The organism is Nocardia sp. NPDC004722 (genome assembly GCF_053601505.1).
In genome coordinates, this window is sequence record NZ_JBSGBY010000805.1 from 1 (window position 1) to 3,128 (window position 3,128).

The following is a 3,128-nucleotide window of genomic DNA, read 5'->3' on the forward strand; positions in this document are numbered from 1 at the left end:
GGTCACCTCGATGGTGAGGGTGTCGACCCCGCAGTCCGCGCTGAGCTGCACCTGGCCGGGCACGCCGTCGAGGTAGGCGTGCTCGATGCTGTTGCTACAGGCCTCGTTCGCGGCCGACACCAGATCCACGGCGGTGTCGTGCGGCACCGCCGCGGCCGTCAGCCAGGCGCGCAGCGCGCGCCGGATACCCGACAGCTCACGGGCTTGCGCGGGCACATCCAGCCGCAGGGTCGCGGGCGGCTGCCGGTAGACCACCATGGCCACGTCGTCGTCGTAACCCCCGGCGGGGCGCAGCCGCGACAGCACCGCGTCGGCCACCTCGCGCGGCAATTGCCCGGCGAGACCGGTCAATTCGTCGGCGAGCTCCTCGAACCGCTCGGTGATATCGACCCCGCGCTGCTCCACCAGGCCGTCGGTGAACAGCACGAGCGTGGAACCGGGTGCCATCGGGGTGGTGGCCTCGGGGCGGCGCGGAATATCGAAGGTGGCCAGCGGAACCGCGCGCCCACCTTCCAACAATCGCCCCCGGCGGCCGGGCGCGGCCAGCACCGGCGGCATGTGCCCGGCATTGGAGTAGCGCACCAGCCCCCGCACCGGATCCAGGATGGCCGCGCACACGGTGGTGCACATGGCCCCCGGGATGCGTGCCGCGACGGTGTCGAGCTCGGCCAGCAACTGCGCCGGACCCGCGCCGCGCAGCAGCAATGCCCGTGCGGCCGAGCGCAACTGGCCCATCACCACGGCCGCGGACAGGCCACGGCCGACGCAGTCGCCGACCACCACGCCGATGGTGCCGTCCTCGAGGCGCACCACGTCGTACCAGTCGCCGCCGATCTCGAGCGGCGGCAGCGCGGGCTCGTAATGCACCGAAAAACGTGGCGGCAGTTCGATCGGACCCAGCATGGCGCGCTGGAGCGTCAGCGAAGTGGAACGCGCCTGATCGAAGTTGCGGGCGCGCTGCACGGCCAGGCTCAGATGCCCGACCAGCAGGGAGAACAGCGCCCAGTCGCCGGGGGTGATGACGCGCGGGGCCGAGAAGCGCAGCCACAGCGCCGAATCCCCGCTCTCGCCGAGCGGCGCGACGATGCCTTCGGAGCTCGACACCCCCTCCGGGATGGCGAACATGGTGCGTCCGGGTTGCAGCCGCGCGCGATCGAGCAGGGCGCGCGCCCGCGCGTCGAGCACCTGCCGGGACTCGCCGCCGTCGAGCAGGCGATCCGGCCGCGCGATGGGCTGGGTGTGATGCGGTGCGATGCCCGCGCCGGTGTACGGATTGTCCTCGGAGACATACAGTTCCGGGCCGGTGTGCCGGTTGGGCCAGACCGAGACGACCGCGGCCTCCGCGCCGACGGCCCGGCGTAGTTCCTCCAGTCCGACACTGAGCACCTCGACCACGCTGGTGGCCGCACCGACCGCGGTCGCCAGCCGTGACACCGCTTGGTCGCGGGCCTGTGCGTCGTGCTCGGCGGTGACATCGCGCAGGGTGCCGACGAAAATGCGTTCGCCGTCTTCGGGTTTCACCAGCGAGCTGGTCGAGACCGCCAGCCACAGCCGCCGCCCGTCGCGGTGCCGGATGGGCATGACGAAGCGCGCGGCATCGGTGCCCAGGTCGGGATAGCGGGGCGCTTCGGGCACGGTCCAGGGGTGGGGGAGCGCGTACGGGATGCCGTCCGGTCCGTACCCGGTCAGCGCGCCGAACGCCGAATTCACCTCGACCAGCGTGCCCTGCGCGTCGACGACGAAGAACCCGTCCTGCAGCGACTCCACGAGCGCGGTGCGGAAGGCGTCGCGCCCGGCGAGATCATCGGCGCGCGAACGCTGTTGCTCGTAGCGGCGGGTGCCGTCGAGGAAGCCGCGGGTGGCGACATCCAGCGCGGCCATGGTCTGCAACAGGAACTCCAGCGCGGCTTCGCTGCGGTCGGTGCCGTCCGGGGTGGGCAGGATGCCGTCGTGTTCGAGCAGCCGGAAGTGGTGTTCGGTGAGGTCGAGAATGCTCACGCCCTCGACCAGCGCGCGGCGGCCGAGCTCGTAACCCTCGGCCAGGGTGGTCTGGGTGGGGGTGCGCAGGTGCAGCCGCAGCGCACCGGCGTACGCCTCGCGGAAAGCGGCCAGTACCGCACTCACGCCGGGATCTCACTCATGTTTCACGACCGGAATGGGTTGGGAGGAATGGGAATGCCCGCGATGGCGGGCGGCCAGCACGACCGCGTCGTCGGTGTCCTTGGCGTGCCGCGCCAGGATCTCGGCGGTGATCTCCGCGGTAGGTTTCGACAGGTCGATGGAGTCGACGAAGGCGCTGGTGATGCCGTCGGTGGTCATCAGCAGCAGGTCGCCCGGCCGCACCGGGACGGTCTGCGGTTGCAGATTCGGTGGCAGCAGGTAGCCGACGATGCCGCCGGACAGGAGCGCGGTGGCGCGAATGGCCGGTTTGCCGGGAGCCGCGGCGACGATGCGGGATTCGACATTGCCGACGCCGAGCCAGTGCACGCGGTCGCGAGAGTCGAACAGCGCCAGCGAGACCGCCGCGCCGCGCGTGTCGGACATGGCGCGATGGCACAGCAGCAACAGCACGTCCAGCGGCTCGGCGCGATTCTCGGCCAGCACCTGCGCGGCCCGATCGGCGGCGTCCGCGGCGGCCGCGCCATGACCGAGGCCGTCGAGCACGGCGAAGAGCACCGAGCCGCCGCCCGCATCGAGAACAACCGACCGGTCGCCCGAAACTCGTTGCCCCGGTAGTGCGCGCCCGGCGACGGCCCACTCGACCGCGCCGATGAAACCGTCCTCACGCACCGGTGGGCACCCACTTCCACATTTCGACGAGAGTGCCGTGCCCGGGCTGGGATTCGATGATCATGCCGTCCATCAGCCGGCGTGAGCCCGGAAGTCCCAGGCCCAGACCGCGTCCGGTGGAGAAGCCGTCCTCCATGGCGCGTGGAATGTCGGGAATGCCGGGTCCATTGTCCTTGGCCTGCACCACCATCGAGCGCCGACCCTCCCGGTCCTGCACGCCCAGGCGGATCTCGCCGGTGCCCGCGTAACTCGTGATATTGCGCGCCACTTCGGAAATGGCCGTCGCGATCATGGTGCGATCGGAAAGCGAGAAGCCGAGTTTGGCAGCCAACTCCAGC

At 71.0% G+C, this 3,128-nt stretch carries 3 protein-coding genes; all 3 read right to left on the reverse strand.

Features of this window, described 5'->3' with window-relative positions; all coding sequences use genetic code 11:
* Positions 1–2,124, reverse strand: a 2,124-nt coding sequence (locus tag ACWELQ_RS42175) for a SpoIIE family protein phosphatase (protein ID WP_452402589.1), incomplete at its 3' end; no start/stop codon positions are given.
* 9 nt (positions 2,125–2,133) lie between these two features.
* A complete protein-coding gene (locus ACWELQ_RS42180; protein WP_452402590.1) occupies positions 2,134–2,790 on the reverse strand; it encodes a SpoIIE family protein phosphatase in 657 nt (218 codons plus the stop codon).
* The gene (locus ACWELQ_RS42185; RefSeq protein ID WP_452402591.1) at positions 2,783–3,127 is read right to left on the reverse strand and encodes an ATP-binding protein; all 345 of its coding nucleotides are present in this window, start codon (positions 3,125–3,127) and stop codon (positions 2,783–2,785) included. Before ACWELQ_RS42185 ends, ACWELQ_RS42180 begins: the two co-directional genes overlap by 8 nt.
* Position 3,128 lies beyond the last annotated feature (1 nt).